The sequence below is a fragment of the Candidatus Poriferisocius sp. genome, from assembly GCF_965208475.1.
Lineage (GTDB): Bacteria > Actinomycetota > Acidimicrobiia > Acidimicrobiales > Bin134 > Poriferisocius.
The window spans coordinates 536,296-550,226 of the sequence record NZ_OZ242338.1 but is presented as its reverse complement, the minus strand read 5'-3'; the positions used below and the strand labels follow the sequence as shown (position 1 = coordinate 550,226).

Annotated in this window: 11 protein-coding genes; 4 read left to right on the top strand and 7 right to left on the bottom strand. The window is 67.5% G+C overall.

What is annotated here, in order from left to right:
• Positions 1 to 32 precede the first annotated feature (32 nt).
• The 6 genes from ACOGXA_RS02590 to ACOGXA_RS02565 all read right to left on the bottom strand — a co-directional run bounded on the left by ACOGXA_RS02590 (position 33) and on the right by ACOGXA_RS02565 (position 8,477).
• Entirely contained in the window at positions 33 to 890 is an 858-nt protein-coding gene (locus ACOGXA_RS02590) for a bifunctional 5,10-methylenetetrahydrofolate dehydrogenase/5,10-methenyltetrahydrofolate cyclohydrolase (RefSeq protein ID WP_419925726.1), read from the bottom strand.
• A 606-nt stretch (positions 891 to 1,496) separates the two neighbouring features.
• Positions 1,497 to 2,066: a Uma2 family endonuclease gene (locus ACOGXA_RS02585; RefSeq protein WP_419925725.1), complete on the bottom strand. Its 570-nt coding sequence runs from the start codon at positions 2,064 to 2,066 to the stop codon at positions 1,497 to 1,499.
• Positions 2,067 to 2,167: 101 nt separating this feature from the next.
• Positions 2,168 to 3,007, bottom strand: a complete 840-nt coding sequence (locus ACOGXA_RS02580; protein ID WP_419925724.1) for a 2Fe-2S iron-sulfur cluster-binding protein — start codon at positions 3,005 to 3,007, stop codon at positions 2,168 to 2,170.
• Positions 3,004 to 4,755 (bottom strand): NADH-ubiquinone oxidoreductase-F iron-sulfur binding region domain-containing protein, encoded by a 1,752-nt coding sequence (locus tag ACOGXA_RS02575; protein WP_419925723.1) that lies wholly within the window; start codon positions 4,753 to 4,755, stop codon positions 3,004 to 3,006. The genes ACOGXA_RS02580 and ACOGXA_RS02575 overlap by 4 nt, the downstream gene beginning before the upstream one ends.
• Positions 4,748 to 6,667 (bottom strand): molybdopterin oxidoreductase family protein, encoded by a 1,920-nt coding sequence (locus ACOGXA_RS02570; RefSeq protein WP_419925722.1) that lies wholly within the window; start codon positions 6,665 to 6,667, stop codon positions 4,748 to 4,750. The genes ACOGXA_RS02575 and ACOGXA_RS02570 overlap by 8 nt, the downstream gene beginning before the upstream one ends.
• A 112-nt stretch (positions 6,668 to 6,779) precedes the next feature.
• Positions 6,780 to 8,477, bottom strand: a complete 1,698-nt coding sequence (locus ACOGXA_RS02565; protein ID WP_419925721.1) for a formate--tetrahydrofolate ligase — start codon at positions 8,475 to 8,477, stop codon at positions 6,780 to 6,782.
• 127 nt (positions 8,478 to 8,604) lie between these two features.
• Between ACOGXA_RS02565 and xylA the strand changes: the two genes are divergently transcribed.
• From xylA to ACOGXA_RS02545, 4 genes are all read left to right on the top strand, one after another.
• The gene (gene xylA, locus ACOGXA_RS02560; RefSeq protein WP_419925720.1) at positions 8,605 to 9,945 is read left to right on the top strand and encodes a xylose isomerase; all 1,341 of its coding nucleotides are present in this window, start codon (positions 8,605 to 8,607) and stop codon (positions 9,943 to 9,945) included.
• A 37-nt stretch (positions 9,946 to 9,982) separates the two neighbouring features.
• Complete coding sequence (gene xylB, locus ACOGXA_RS02555) at positions 9,983 to 11,452, top strand: xylulokinase (protein ID WP_419925719.1); 1,470 nt, start codon at positions 9,983 to 9,985, stop codon at positions 11,450 to 11,452.
• Positions 11,453 to 11,587: 135 nt separating this feature from the next.
• Positions 11,588 to 12,040: a glycine/sarcosine/betaine reductase selenoprotein B family protein gene (locus tag ACOGXA_RS02550; protein WP_419925718.1), complete on the top strand. Its 453-nt coding sequence runs from the start codon at positions 11,588 to 11,590 to the stop codon at positions 12,038 to 12,040.
• Positions 12,041 to 12,064: 24 nt separating this feature from the next.
• Positions 12,065 to 12,742: a hypothetical protein gene (locus ACOGXA_RS02545; RefSeq protein WP_419925717.1), complete on the top strand. Its 678-nt coding sequence runs from the start codon at positions 12,065 to 12,067 to the stop codon at positions 12,740 to 12,742.
• A gap of 13 nt (positions 12,743 to 12,755) precedes the next feature.
• On the opposite strand, the gene ACOGXA_RS02540 is transcribed toward ACOGXA_RS02545, so the two are convergent.
• Complete coding sequence (locus tag ACOGXA_RS02540) at positions 12,756 to 13,916, bottom strand: amidohydrolase family protein (RefSeq protein WP_419925716.1); 1,161 nt, start codon at positions 13,914 to 13,916, stop codon at positions 12,756 to 12,758.
• Positions 13,917 to 13,931: the final 15 nt, after the last annotated feature.

The window sequence follows — 13,931 nt, the reverse complement described above, 5'->3', positions numbered from 1 at the left end:
CGTCCGGTTGCGCCATGGCGGACCGAGGCCTCTCAGCCCACCGCCCGCTCAGCAGCGGCCACTGTGTTTGCCATCAGCATGGTACGGGTCATCGGCCCCACCCCGCCGATTCGGGGCGAGAGCCAGCCCGCCACCTCGGCCACATCGTCGTCCACGTCCGACACCAGCTTGCCGTCGGCAAAGCTCACACCGGCAGCCACCACCGCCGCGCCAGGCTTCACCATGTCGGCCTTCACCATCCGGGGTGCCCCGGCGGCGGCGATCAAGATGTCGGCGTTCTTGGTGTAGCGGGAGATGTCGCCCGCCCCGGTGTGGACCACGGTGACGGCGGCGTTGGCGTTAGGCCGCTTGAGCGATAAGAGGTTGGCCAACGGGCGGCCAATGGTGAGCCCTCGGCCGATGATCACCACATGCTGGCCAGCAATGGGAATCTCGTAGCGCTCCAGCATCAGCTGGATGCCCCGGGGGGTACAGGCCAGCGGAGCATCCACCCCCTGCACCAGCCGCCCCAGGTTCACTGGGTGGAGGCCATCGGCGTCTTTGTCGGGCAACACCCGCAGCAGCGCGGTCTCGTAGTCGAGGTCGCCAGGGAACGGGTACTGCATGATGTAGGCGTCCACCGCCGGGTCGGCGTTGAAATCATCCACCACAGCGTCGACCTCTTCTTGGGTGGCATCGGCGGGCAGGTGGACCTCCCGAGAGCCCATCCCCAGTTCCTCGCTGTCGCGGTGCTTCATGGCCACGTAATTGGATGAAGGCCCGTCGTCGCCCACCAACAGCGTGCCCAACCCCGGGGTCTTGCCCTTGGCGGCCAGAGCGGTGATCCGCTCCCGCAGTCCTTCTTTGATCTCGGCTGACAGCATTTCGCCGTCCAGTTTGGTTGCAGTCATCGCCCCGCATTCTTGCCGGTAGACCGAGTGAGCACAACGGCCAGCCCGCAAGAGGCATGAAATCCCCGAAACGGCGTGTGACGTCGATGAGACACCAGTCTGGGCAGCGAGGTCTCAGCGACGAGAAAATCTGGAAAACCCTCCACGCTCTGACGAAAAAATCTGGAAAACTCTCCACACTCTGGAGAAATAACCAAGAAAATTCTCCATCTCTGGGGAAATGCACCATACACAGCCCCAGCGCAGAGATGGGTCGGGATGGCGACTGAGCCTTGAGCACACCCGTCCAGCCCTCCCCTAAGGAAGTGCGGGGGTCCATTGCCGTTCGGCCTGACCAGCCCGCTCCGTACTCGACCTCGAAGACCTCGACCTCCCAGCCGTCCCTGCCGCATTTCTTGCGTGGCTAATCGACACCTGAGGAACAGTCCACCCATGATGGGTAAGCCACTTGGGGGCGTACCGAGAAGAGCCGAAGTTCCTATCAACCGAGCATGATCAATGTAGATCCACCCCTCCTTGTCCGCTTCCAGCATGGTTGGCCAGGTATCGCCTACAAAGTCGAATCTTGCCGCCAACCTCGTCCGCTAGGCGAGCCCGCCTATGGCATCAGGCGAAGATGGTTCTGACAGAGCAGGTGAAGCCGGGGAGGACGTCGTGGCCATTGAGGGAGTCGTTTTCGCCCAAGGTCATGGCGTCTTTGCCGGGGCGGTACACGTCGATGGTGCGGGTGTCGGGGTGGACTATCCAGACCAGTGGGGCACCGTGGTCGAGCCACATCTGTGCTCGGTCGCGGGCCCAGCGGCGGCTGTCGTTAGGCGAGACGATCTCCGCCACTAAATCGGGGACGACTTCGGCGTAGCCATCGATCTCCGCGTCCAGTGGGATCTTCGCTGCTGAGGTGAATGCCACGTCGGGCTCACGCACGGTGTCGGGGTCGCGCTCCAGCCAGACGCCCGAATCGGAGGCCACAACCGTGCCGATTCTCTTGGCCTTCGCAAAGATGTTCAATTCGGTGGCGAGATTGACTGCGATCTTGCCGTGCCGGTGTCCTGATGCCATCGTCTCGCGGAGCACTCCTCGCACCAGTTCGCCGCGCACGCCTTGGTCGCTCAAGCGCAGCAGGTCGGCTGCGGTCAGCAGCTTCGTGTCGGCTAATCCGATGTCAGTAGTAGTCATATACTTTAGATAACTTTCAGTCTAGTCTCATCATGTCCAAATTGGCAAGGGCGTCCTGTTGTAGGACGAGCAGCTGGACCATGGCTAAATCCTACGCTGTCCTACACGTAGTTCCAGCCGAAGCGGCCTTTGATGCAGAGGTTGCCCTGGGTTACGTCGTGGTCGTCGGGGGAGGTGCATTTGACGATTTGGTTGTCTTGCACGTGGAGTTCGAGGTTGCAGCCGACGCCGCAGTAGGAGCACACGGTTTGGGTGACGGTTTGGTCTTCGGAGCGCCAGTCGTCGGCTTGGCGGAGGTCGAACTCGGTCTTGAATTGGAGGGCGTTGGTGGGGCACACGGCCACGCAGTTGCCGCAGTACACGCAGGCCGATTCGGGCAGGGTCACGTCGAACTCGGTGGAGATGCGGGCCCCGAAGCCCCGGCCGGCCACCGAGATGGCGTAGGTGTGCTGGGCGTCGTCGCCACAGGCCTCCACGCAGCGGTAGCACAGCACGCACTTGTCGTAGTCGCGGATGTAGAGGTTGTCCTGCACCCGCACCGGCTCGTCCATGGTCTCGCCGCCGGGGACGTAGCGGTCGGGGTCGGCGCCGTAGTGCTCGGCCCACCGGCCCATCTCGTCGGCCTGGGTCAGGTCTACCCCGGTGGCCAGAAACTCCAGCACCATCTTGCGGCTGTGGCGGACCCGCTCGCTGTCGGTGTGTACCACCATGCCCTCCTCGGCGGGGCGGGAGCAGGAGGGAACCAGGGCCCGGCTGCCGTCTAGTTCCACCACGCACACCCGGCACACGTTCACCGGGGTGAGGGTGGGGCCATAGCAGATGGTGGGAGTGTCCACCCCGGCGGCGTTGCAGGCATCGAGGATGGTGGCCCCCTCGGGCACAGCGACCTCTTGGTCGTCGACCCGGATGGTGACCGCGGTTTCGGTGGCCACGCCGCTCACGAGCTACTTCCTATCAGGCCCAGCGCCAGAGCGGAGCGCACCGCGGAGGCCGCGGTGTGGCCCAGGCCGCAGATGGAGGCGTCGACCATGGCCAGAGCCATGTCGTCGATCAGCTCGGCCCGCTGAGGGGCCAGAGGCTGGCCGGAGCTTTGCAACTCCACCAGCACCTCGTGTTGGCGCTGGGTGCCCACTCGGCAGGGCACGCACTGACCGCACGACTCATCTCGGAAGAACTCGGCGATGCGGACCACCACGGCCTGCATGTCAACAGTGTCATCGAACACGGTCACGACCCCCGAACCCAAGGTCGCACCAGCCTCCCGTGTGTCCTCCAGAGTGAGGGGCATGTCTAATGCGTCGGGGCCGACAAACACCCCGGCGGCCCCGCCCAACAGCACCGCGGCCAGCGACCCGACGGGCCCTCCGGCCAACTCGATCAGCTCGCCCAAGGAGGTGCCGAACGGCACTTCGTACAGGCCAGGAACCGCCACCCGGCCCGACAGGCAGAACAGCCGGGTGCCGGGGGAGCGCGCCGTGCCAACCGCGCGGTAGGCCTCAGGGCCGTCGGTCACAATATCGAGCACGTTGATGAGCGTCTCGGGGTTGTTGATGGCGGTGGGCTGGGAGAAGAGGCCGTGGGTGGTGGGGAAGGGGGGCTTGTTGCGGGGCTCGCCCCGGAAGCCCTCGATGGAGTTGAACAGAGCCGTCTCTTCGCCGCATATGTAGGCCCCCGCCCCCCGGCGCAGCTCGATGTCGAAGCGCTGCCCGGCGCCGGCAGCGTTTTCGCCCAACAGCCCGGCGTCTCGGGCCTGGGAGATGGCGCCCTCTAGGCGCGCGGTGGCCCGGGGATACTCGCCCCGGATGTAGATCCAGCCGTGGGGCGAACCGGTGGCCAAACCAGCGATGGTCATCGACTCGATGACCGAGAACGGATCGTGCTCGCAGACCATGCGGTCTTTGAACGTGCCGGGTTCGGACTCGTCGCAGTTGGCCACCACGTGTTTGTCCGGTCCGGGCTCGTCGGCCACGGCCCGCCATTTGACGCCGGTGGGGAAGGCGGCACCGCCCCGGCCCGACAGTCCCGAGTCCGACACGGCAGCGATGACCGCGTCCGGCCCCAAGTCGATGGCTTGGGTCAGTGCCCGGTAGCCGCCGTGTTCCCGGTAGGAGTCCAGGGAAGTGGGATCGACTTCGCCAACCCGGCGCAGCACCCGCAGACCGGGATCGCCGGCCTGCGGCAAGCGGAATTGCTCTTCGTCGTCGGCCGGCACCCGGTCGGGTCGGCCAACTCCCTGTATGAACAGAGCCGGTGCCCGTTCGCACTGCCCCAGACATGGACTGGCGTGGACTCTGGCCCCGCCGGCCTCCAACGACGCCCGAAGCTCGCCGTTTCCGGCCAGGGCGCAGGCGGGGTCGACGCACACATGGACCACGTCTTGTTTGTGACCGGGATCAGTGGTGCGGAGCAGCTCGTAGAAGGTGGCCACACCATAAGCCTCAGCGGGGGGAACCCCCAGCCGCTCAGCGGCACAGTTCAACCCGCCTGGACTGATCCAGCCGATCTCGTGTTGAAGCGAGTGCAGCACCGGCAGCAGCAGGTGGCGGAGTCCCTGTCGCCGGGAGCGGCCCCCGCGCACCAACCGCTCGGTCTCGGTCACGGTAGCGGCATTGCTGTCGGGCACTACAGCATCGACAGCGGCCCGTTCGGCGTCGGTGGGCTGGTCGTCGCCAAAGTGCAGATCAGCCAACGGACGCCCCCGCAGTCTCGGGGGCTTCGACCGGCTCAACCCTCACGGCCGCCGCTTTGAACTCGGCGGTGCCGGATTTGGGATCCCAGTCTGGGTTGGTGAGCACGTTCACGTCGATCAACTCGGGATGATGCAGGGTGGTGAAGGCCAGGCCGGCGGGCAGGCTCGACACAAGACGGGCGTTCATCTCCACCGAACCGCGGGGTGAGCAGACCCGCACGAGGTCGCCGCCGGCGATGCCCAGCGCAGCCGCATCGGACGGATTCAGGTCGAGGCCGGCGAACCGCAGCGGCGAGTCATAGTTACCGCTCTGAACACCGGTGTTGTATGAGTCCAGCGCCCGACCGGTGGTGAGCCGCAGGGGGAACTCCTCGCTCAACGCCTCGGTCGGTCCCTCGTGTTCCAGCACCGAGAACGGGGCCGGGTCGTGGCCCTCCAAATCGTCGGCCCACAGCCAGCCGTGGAGGAAGGCGCTGCCGGGATGGTCTTCGTCGGGGCACGGCCACTGCAACCCGCCGGCGGCTTCCAGGCGCTCCCAGGTCATCCCCCCATGCATGGCCGACAACCCGCGCACCTCGTCCCAGGCGGCATGCGGGTCGCGGGGGCCGAGTGCCGCGCCCATGGCTTCAGCCATGTCGCACAAGATGTCGATGTCGTGGCGGGCCTGTCCGGGCGGCGTGACAGCGGGGCGCACCCGCTGCACCCGGCGCTCGCTGGAGGTGACGGTGCCGTTGCTCTCGGCCCAGGCCACCGAGGCGGGCAGCACCACGTCGGCCATCTCCGCGGTGCGGGTCATCAAGATGTCCTGCACCACCAGGATGTCGAGGCTCTCGAGCTGGGCCCGGGCGTGGAGCACGTCGGCCTCGGAGTCGGCCGGGTTCTCGCCGATCACATAGAGCGCTCGCAGATCGCCCCGCTCCATGGCCTCGAACATCAGCGTCAGGTGCCACCCGGGATCCGGGTTGAGCGGGCGGCCGTAGGCGGTCTCGAACCGGGCCCGATGATCGGGGTCGTCCACGCTGGCAAAGCCGAGGAACTTGTTGGGGATGGCCCCCATGTCGCCGCCGCCCTGCACGTTGTTCTGCCCCCGCAGCGGCACCAGGCCCGAGCCCCACCGCCCAACATGGCCGGTGAGCAGGGCCAGGTTGCACAGCGACAGCACGTTGTCGACCGCGTTGTGGTGCTCGGTGATGCCCAGGGTCCACAGGATCTGGGCCTTTCCCGCGGTGGCGTAGGCATGGGCCATCTCCACCACAGCCTCGGCGGGTATGCCGCAGATGGCGGCCACCGCGTCGGGGGTGAACGGCTCCACCGAGGCGGCGTAGGCCTCGAAGCCCACTGTGGCATGGGCGATGAACTCCTGGTTGGCCAGCCCGGCCCGGATTATCTCCCGGCCGATGCCGCTGGCCAGGGCTATGTCGGTGCCCACGTCTATGCCCACCCATACGTCGGCGAAGCGGGCCGATGAGGTGTAGCGGGGGTCCACGCAGTACATGCGGGCGCCGTTGTCGATGCCCTTGAGCAGGTGGTGGAAGTAAATGGGATGGGCCTCGCGGGCGTTGGAGCCCCACAGGAAGACCAAGTCGGTCTCCTCGATCTCCTGGTAGGAGCAAGTGCCCCCTCCCGCTCCGAACACTGTCGCCAGACCGACGACCGAAGGAGCGTGTCAAGTTCGATTGCAGGAGTCGATGTTGTTGGAGCCCACCACGGTGCGGATGAACTTCTGGGCGATGTAGTTCATCTCGTTGGTGGCCTTGGAGCAGCTGAACATCCCGAATGCCTGCGGGCCATGGGTGTCGAGCACCCGATTGAACCCATTCGCGGCTCGCGACAGGGCCTCGTCCCACGTCGCTTCCCGCAGTTGCCCGCCGTCGCGCACCATCGGCGCCGTTAGCCGGTCCCGCCTTGCCATGTACACCCCCTTCCCCCAGAGGCACCCTGAGGCTGGTAAAGACTATCTGCCAAGCAACCGGGTGGCCGTTGCTGGGAATCGTGAACGCAGAGCACCGGCAAGAGTCCCAAGCTCAGCTCAGCCCGACGATCTCGCCGCTCTCGTCGAGGTCTATGCCCATGGCGGCTGGTTGGCGGCCGAGGCCCGGCATGGTGCGCATGTCGCCGCAGATGGGGTAGACGAAGCCGGCACCCACTGAGGCCCGCACCTCTCGCACCGGCAGGGTCCAGCCGGTGGGCGCCCCCTTGAGGGAGGGGTCCGACGAGATTGACAGGTGGGTTTTGGCGATGCACACCGGGAGGTGGCTGAACCCGGCGGCCTCGTAGGTGTCGAGCTGGCGGTTGGCCGCAGCCGAGTATTCCACGCCGTCGGCGCCGTACACGGTGGTGGCCACCGCGGCGATCTTGTCCTTGAGCGACAAGTCGTCCTCGTACAGCACCTTGAACGAGCTGGGCTCCTCGCAGGCCTCGGCCACCGCCTCGGCGAGGGTGGCCGCCCCCGCGCCGCCGTCGGAGAAGTGGGTGGTCACCGCGCAGCGGGCGCCGTACTCGTCGGCGATCTCGGCGATGGCGGCCAGATCGGCATCGTGGTCGCCGGGGAAGGCGTTGATGGCCACCACCGGAGTCACCCCGTGGGCCTTCATGTTGGACAACTGCTTGCGGAGGTTGTCGCCCCCGGCGTGGACCTCGTCGGGGTTCTCGGCCAGCAGCGCCTCGGGCAGGGGTCGCCCGGCCACGATCCGGTGGTTGCCGGAGTGGGCCTTGAGCCCACGCACGGTGGCCACCATCACCGCGGCGTCGGGATCGATGCCCGAGTAGCGGCACTTGATGTTGAAGAACCGCTCGGCGCCCATGTCGGCGCCGAACCCGGCCTCGGTGACCAAAAAATCGCCGGTGCGGATGGCGATGCGGTCGGCCACGATGGAGGAGTTGCCGGTGGCGATGTTGCCGAACGGCCCGGTGTGTACCAGGGCGGGGCCGCCCTCCAGGGTCTGCATCAGGTTGGGCTTGAGGGCGTCCTTCAACAGCACGGCCATTGCCCCGGCAGCCTTCAGATCCTCGGCGGTGACCGGCGTCCCGGCCTTGGTGTAGCCCACCACGATCCGGCCCAGGCGGGCCCGCAGGTCTGACAGCGACGTGGCCAAGGCCAGGGTGGCCATCACCTCAGAGGCGGCGGTGATGTCGAACCCGCTCTCCCGAGGGATGCCGTCGAGCCGTCCGCCCAGGCCCACCACGATGTTGCGCAAGGCCCGGTCGTTGATGTCCACCACCCGGCGCCAGGTGATGTTGTGCAGATCCAACTCCAGTTCGTTGCCGTGGAACAAGTGGGCGTCGAGCATGGCCGAGCACATGTTGTGGGCCGCGGTCACCGCGTGCATGTCGCCGGTGAGGTGGAGGTTGAACAGCTCCATGGGCACCACCTGGCTGTAGCCCCCGCCAGCCGCGCCGCCCTTGATCCCGAAAGTCGGCCCCAGCGAGGGCTGGCGGATGGCGATGGTGGCTCGCTTGTTGATGTGGCCGAAGCCCTGCCCCAGCCCCACGGTGGTGGTGGTCTTGCCCTCGCCCAGCGGAGTGGGGGTGATGGCGGTCACCACCACATATCGGGCCCTGGGCCGGTCGGCCAGCGCCTCGATGGCGTCCAGGCTGATCTTGGCCGCGCCGGCCCCGTAGGGCTCCAGCATCTCGGTCGGGATGCCGGCATCTTGGGCTATTTCGGTGAGCGGGCGCAGATTCGCCCCGCGGGCGATCTCAAGATCGGATGGAAAAGACATAGACCCGCCTCTCATGCTTGTCGCTTGTTTTCAACCCCGCCAGCGTAGGCGCAACCAAGCGGCTTCGTGCGGCGAACCTTAGTATCAGGCGGCATCTTCCTCATCTTCCTCGTTGCGACGGAGGCCCATGATGACTCAATTCTTCGACACCGTTCCCGAGCCGGTGGCCTTTGCCGGGCGCAGCGCCGGCCTCGGGCAGTTGGCCTATCGGGTGTACAACCCCGACCGACAGGTGCTGGGACGGCGCATGGAGGACCACCTCCGAATTGCGGTGTGCTATTGGCACAGCTTCAACTGGCCGGGCAGCGACATCTTCGGCCACGGCACGTTCGACCGCCCCTGGCTGGCGCCCGATCAAGATCCGATGGACGCCGCTCGGGCCAAACAAGACGCCGCCTTCGAGTTCTTCGAGAAGCTGGGCACCCCGTTCTTTTGCTTCCACGACGTGGACATGGCCCCCGAGGGCGGCAGTCTGGCCGAGAGCCGGGCCAACCTCGACGCCATGGTGGATCGGGCTGCCGCCAAGATGGAGGCCACCGGGGTGCGGCTGCTGTGGGGCACCGCCAATCTGTTCAGCCATCCCCGCTACGCCGCAGGGGCGGCCACCAACCCCGATCCCGAGGTTTTCGCCCACGCCGCAGCCCAAGTGCGCCACATGCTCGAGGCCACCCACCGCCTCGACGGTGCCAACTACGTGCTGTGGGGCGGGAGAGAGGGCTACGAGACGCTGCTCAACACCCGACTGCGCCAGGAGGCCGACCAGTTGGCCCGATTCCTGACCCTGGTGGCCGAGCACAAGCACAAGATCGGTTTCACCGGCACGCTGCTGCTCGAGCCCAAGCCCCAGGAGCCCACCAAACACCAGTACGACTACGACTGCGCCGCAGTCCACGGCTTCTTGGAGCGCTACGGCCTTGTCGATGAGTTCAAGGTGAACATCGAGGTGAACCACGCCACCTTGTCGGGCCACTCCTTTCACCACGAGGTGGCCTACGCGGTGGACAACGGCATCTTCGGCAGCGTGGACGCCAACCGGGGCGACCCCCAGAACGGGTGGGACACCGACCAGTTTCCCAACTCGGTGGACGAGCTGTCGCCGGCCCTGTACGAGATAGTGCGGGGCGGGGGGTTCTCCACCGGCGGGTTCAACTTCGACACCAAGCTCCGGCGCCAGAGCATGGCCCGAGACGACCTGTTCTGGGGTCACATCGGGGGCATCGACACACTGGCCCGCTCCTTGCTGGTGGCCGAGGCCATGGTGGCCGACGGCACCGTTGAGCACGCCCGGGAGCAGCGCTACGCCCAATGGGGGTCGGATCTGGGGGTCGACATCATGAAGGGCGGCGTGGATCTGGCCTCGTTGGCCGACAAGGCAGTGGCCGACAGGCTCAGCCCCCTGCCGGTGTCGGGTCGCCAAGAGCGCCTCGAGAACGAGGTGAACCGCATCATCTGGACCACCCCGAGCTGATGTGCGGTCGGGACTTCCAGACCGCGGTGAAGTGTTGATGGCGAACCGGGCACTGGTGGCCGGGGTCGACTCGTCCACCCAGTCGTCCAAAGTAGAGCTGAGAGAGCGCGATTCAGGCTCGCTGGTGGACCGGGCCAGTGCGCCCCACGCCCACACCCGCTGGGACCCACCGGTGAGCGAGCAGGATCCTGAGACCTGGTGGGAGGCGCTGGCGGCCTGCTTCGCCCAGTTCTCCGAGGCCGACCGGGCCCGGGTGGCGGCCATCAGCGTGGCGGGCCAGCAGCACGGCCTGGTGCTGCTGGGCGAAGCCGGTGAGGTGCTGCGCCCGGCCAAGCTGTGGAACGACACCACTTCGGCGGCCCAAGCCCACGACTTGGTGGCCCGCCTGAGCCCCCGGGAATGGGCCGGGCGCTGCGGGTCGGTGCCGCTGGCGTCGTTCACCATCGCCAAACTGGCCTGGGTGCTGGACAACGAGCCGCATCTGGCCGACCAGATAGCCCAGGTGATGCTTCCCCACGACTGGCTCACATGGCGGCTGTCCGGCGAACACGTTACCGACCGGGGCGACGCTTCGGGCACCGGCTGGTTCGACCCCGTCCGCAACGAGTTGGCCCCCGACTTGCTGGGTTTGGCCGTGGGCGATCCGGCTAGCTGGTTGTGGCGATTGCCCCGCGTGTTGGGGCCCGCAGAGGCTGCCGGGCCAATTGCAGGAGAGGCTGCGGCGGCGCTGGGCCTGCCGGACACGCTGCTGGTCGGCCCCGGCACCGGCGACAACATGGGCGCGGCGCTGGGCCTGGGGCTGAAACCGGGCGACACGGTGATCTCGCTGGGCACCTCAGGCACGGCCTACTCGGTGTCTCGCACCCCGGCCAACGACGCTTCAGGGGCGGTGGCCGGATTCGCCGACGCCACCGGCGTCTACCTTCCCCTGGTCTGCACCCTCAACGCCACCCGGGTCACCGACTCCATGGCCCGCTGGCTGGACGTGGACCCCGCGGGCCTGGCCGAATTGGCGCTGGCCGCCGCCGACGGCCCCGTCGCGCCGGTGGTGGTGCCCTACTTCGACGGCGAGCGCACCCCCGACCTGCCCGATGCCACCGGAACCATCTCGGGGCTGCGGACCGACACCTCCCGAGAGCAGTTGGCCTTGGCCGCCCACGACGGCGTGCTCTGCGGCCTGCTCGACGGCCTTGACGCCCTCCGCTCGGCTGGCGTGGACACCGGTGGCCGACTGCACCTGATCGGCGGCGGTGCCCGCTCGCCGGCCTATCGGATTCGGGCTGCGGGCCTCAGCGGCGTCCCGGTAGTCGTTCCCCACGACGACGAGACCGTCGCTCTCGGTGCGGCCGTCCAAGCTGCCGCCATCGCCACCAGCACTACGCCGGCCGAGGTCGCGGCTGCCTGGCCCCTGGGCGAAGGCCAGACGGCAAACCCGCCTCCCGGCGTTGACGGCGCCCGAATCCGCTCCCGATACGCCGAGGCCGCGGCTATCGCACTCGGGCCGTGAACCATCGCTCTGATGCGGCCGCGACGCGGTGCCATACCGGGGTGCTGATCGGTTGGGGGGTGGTGATGTGAACCATTGCTCTGATGCGGCCGCGACGCGGTGGGCGAAGGCGCAGTGCTGTGGCAGAGTAGGCCTATGAGCAGCGATCAGGCGATGCGCGACATCATGGCCAATCTTCCCGTTCCGGAGTTTGAGACCACACCATGGGCCGCTCCCCCGCCGCTGGCCGAGGCGACGGTGGCCGTCGTGACCAGCGCTGCGCTGCACCGGTCCGACCAGGAGCTGTTCTCACCCTCCGATGCCGGCTACCGGATGCTCGATCGAGGCGACCGGGAGTTGATCTTGGGCCATTGGAGCTCCAACTTCGACCGATCGGCGTTCTTGGTAGACCACAACGTGGTGTATCCCATCGACCGGCTGGAGGAGCTGGCGGCCAACGGGGCAATCGGGGCCGTGGCGCCCCGGCATGTGGCGTTTGCCGGGAACCAGCCCGATACGGTAGCGGAGATTCGGCTCGACACCGGCCCGGCCGCAGCCGCCGAGCTGCAAGCCGATGGGGTGGACGTGGCCATCTTGACGCCGGTTTGACCGCTGTGCACGCGCACCGTGTGTGTGCTGGCCCACGTTCTGGAAGATGCCGGGATCGCCACAGTGGTGCTGGCCTCGATGCGACCGGTAGCCGAGCGGATGAACGTGCCCCGGGTGCTGTATTGCGAGTTCCCCCTGGGCCGCCCGCTGGGCATGCCCGACAACGCCGAGTTCCAACACAGCGTGCTGAGAACGGCGTTCGAGCTGCTCAACGCCCCCTCAGGCCCGGCGCTGGTCGACTATCCCACGGTGGTGGAGGCCGACGAGACTCCGCTTGCTTGTGCTCTGCCGCCCCGCTACGACCCTGAAATCGCTCCGTCGGTTGACGAGGCTCAGGGATTGCGCGCCGCCTACGGCCGGGCGGTGGCCCGCCGGGGTGCCACCGAGGTGGGGCGGTCCATCGGCGCCGACGCCGTGCCCGGAGCGCTGGCCGACCTCGAGCGGGTGGTCGCCGGAGAGCACTGGAAAGAGGTGTACGGCCCCAGGCTCGACACCATCGCCATCGCCCACGACATCAGGGCCTACTACCAGGAGGCCGCATTGGAGCTGGTCGAGGGCCCAGCCCCCGGTGCCCGCCAGGCCGAGGCCTGGTTCTACGAGCAGACCGAGGCAGGCAAGACGCTGGCCGCAGCCCGCGACGCCCTCACCGAGCAAGAGGCGCCCAGCGGCATCACGTTCTACATGCAGCCCGTGGGGCGCTGAACTCGGAGAGCGGTTAGGCCACCGCAGGCAGGGGATCGCCGATGCGGGCGAAACAGTCCGCAGCAGTCGCTCCCATGAATGCGATCCTCACTTCGTCGTCGACCTCGTCAAGAGCCGGGCGGTACAGCTCGATGGGGTCGGCGTTGCCCTCCTGGTGGGGGTAGTCGGAGGAGAACACCACCATGTCGGGCAGCGCAGCCAACACGTCGAGGGCGTCGGTGTCGCCGAATCCGGGCAGGGGGGTGAGCCGCAGGTTGCGGTGCAGCATTTCCTCACCGCTCACCGGCCAAGGCCAGTCGCCCAGCGACGGCGACGGGAGGCACTGGCGGGCCAGGGTGGCCACATACCAGGGCAGCCATCCGGCCCTCATCTCCTCGATCAGCACGGTGAGGTCGGGGAAGCGGTGGAATACCCCGCCGAACAGCACGCTGGCCACCAGGTTCTGGGCCGCGTGCAGCCGCTGCGTGTTGGCCAGCCGTATCAGCCCGCCGACGCCGGCCCCGCCGGGCAGGTCCCAGCCGATGTCGGCCCACTTCGAGAAGTCGGCCTCGGTGTTGCCCACATGGATCACCGCCACCATGCCCAGCGAGGTGGCCGCGGCCCACACCTTGTCCCAGTCGGGATGGCCAGGCGGGCCGCCAGCGGGCGCCCCGCGCAAGGTGTAGAGAAAGAAGGCCCGGGCGCCCCTCTCCCGACAGCGCTCCAGTTCGGCCACCGCATCGCCGAGATCGGAGAAGTCGACGGTGGCCACCGAATGCAGCCGGTGCTGTTGGTCCCAAAGCTGTTCGGTGAGAAAGTCGTTGCACCGTTGAGCAGCGGTGGGGCGATCCTCGGGCCGCAGATAGTCGAGCTTCTGCCAGTAACCGCCAGGGTTCACCAGGCAGTGGTCGATGCCCACCGTGTCCATCCAGGCCACCCGCTCGGCGGCGGTGGAGTCGTGGCGGGGATGAAGGACCACCGGTCCTCCCGACTCCTCGGCCCGCTCGAACAGCTTGGGCAATAGCTCCGCCGGGCTGGGCCGCCGCTCCTCAGGCAGCACTTGGAGCAGGTCGCCGGCGATGGCGTTGGCCAGATGCGTCCGGTTGTCGGGAATCTGATCAGCCCACGGCTTCAGGGGATCTGTGCCCGCTGAGTCCCCCGTGATCTCCCAGTGGGTGTCCACATCGATGATCATGGGCCGAGTCTAAGT

Bases quoted from the DNA above. Each gene is read 5' to 3' on its own strand.
- ACOGXA_RS02585 (WP_419925725.1), bottom strand. From the start codon at position 2,066: ATGACTACTACTGACATCGGATTAGCCGACACGAAGCTGCTGACCGCA.
- xylB (WP_419925719.1), top strand. From the start codon at position 9,983: ATGGCGAACCGGGCACTGGTGGCCGGGGTCGACTCGTCCACCCAGTCG.
- ACOGXA_RS02565 (WP_419925721.1), bottom strand. From the start codon at position 8,477: ATGTCTTTTCCATCCGATCTTGAGATCGCCCGCGGGGCGAATCTGCGC.
- xylA (WP_419925720.1), top strand. From the start codon at position 8,605: ATGATGACTCAATTCTTCGACACCGTTCCCGAGCCGGTGGCCTTTGCC.
- ACOGXA_RS02540 (WP_419925716.1), bottom strand. From the start codon at position 13,916: ATGATCATCGATGTGGACACCCACTGGGAGATCACGGGGGACTCAGCG.
- ACOGXA_RS02550 (WP_419925718.1), top strand. From the start codon at position 11,588: ATGAGCAGCGATCAGGCGATGCGCGACATCATGGCCAATCTTCCCGTT.
- ACOGXA_RS02590 (WP_419925726.1), bottom strand. From the start codon at position 890: ATGACTGCAACCAAACTGGACGGCGAAATGCTGTCAGCCGAGATCAAA.